This is a genomic window from Luteibaculum oceani, assembly GCF_007995015.1.
Taxonomy (GTDB): domain Bacteria; phylum Bacteroidota; class Bacteroidia; order Flavobacteriales_D; family Luteibaculaceae; genus Luteibaculum; species Luteibaculum oceani.
Genome location: NZ_VORB01000025.1, coordinates 1 through 1,049, shown reverse-complemented (window position 1 = coordinate 1,049; position 1,049 = coordinate 1). Strand labels below are relative to the sequence as shown.

At 41.7% G+C, this 1,049-nt stretch carries 2 protein-coding genes; both read left to right on the top strand.

Features of this window, described 5'->3' with window-relative positions:
* A partial coding sequence (locus tag FRX97_RS12410; RefSeq protein ID WP_449405367.1) for an ISAon1 family transposase N-terminal region protein occupies window positions 1-216 on the top strand: 216 nt, incomplete at its 5' end.
* Window positions 217-235: 19 nt separating this feature from the next.
* A partial coding sequence (locus FRX97_RS12145; RefSeq protein WP_449405368.1) for an ISAon1 family transposase occupies window positions 236-1,049 on the top strand: 814 nt, incomplete at its 3' end.

The window sequence follows — 1,049 nt, the reverse complement described above, 5'->3', positions numbered from 1 at the left end:
GCCAAAAATAAGCTCAGCTCAAAGGGTTTTCATCAGGAGATAACGATTCAAGACTTTCCTATTCGAGGACAGCATGCCTTTTTGCACATCAAACGGCGTAGATGGATGAATCACGACTCTGGGATGGTTGTTTCTCGAAATTGGAATTTAATAGCTAATGGCACCCGAATGACTGCAGAATTTGCAGCTTTTTTAAAAGAAATCGGTCAAGACTAACCCGCAAAGCTTTGAAACTATTGGAGGGTTTTACGGAGTTAAAGGTCGAACGCTGAGAAGGTATTACCAAGACTATTTAAGTGAATACAAACAGTGGGATCAGCTCAAAACAGCAAAGTCCCACCTGCTTTATCCCGAAAATATAGGCAAGCACCTTTCCTTGGACGAAACTTCATTAACTCATGGTGAACTGTTCACGGTATTAACGAATAAAGCAGCCAGGGGCAAGAAAGGATCTATTGTAGCTATTGTCTCTGGAACAAGTTCCGAAGCTATCATTCCAATACTTGAAAAAATGCCACTAAGGCTAAGAAAAAAGGTTGAGGAGATTACATTAGACATGGCTGGAAGCATGAATCAAATAGCCAAGAAATGCTTCCCAAACGCAGTAAGGGTTACTGATAGGTTCCACGTTCAAAAACTGGCATTAGAAGGTGTTCAAGACCTAAGAATTAAACACCGGTGGGAAGCGTTGGACCAGGAGAATGAAGGCATCGAAAAGGCCAAAAGACAAAGGAAAGCTTACCGACCGGAAATACTAGCTAATGGCGACAGCCTAAAGCAGCTCCTAGCACGGTCTAGATACACCTTATACAAAAGCCCGAAAGAATGGACAGATAGCCAAAAACTGAGAGCTAAACTCCTTTTTGAGCGTTATCCAGACATCCATAAAGCATATCAATTATCCCAATCCCTCAAGAATATCTTTAAGGAAAATAGAGGTAAAATCTATGCATTTACAAGGTTGGCTCGTTGGCACGAAGAAGTGGCTCAGTCAGGATTTAAGTCCTTCAACACCATATCTAGAACCATCCAAAATCACTACCAGACCA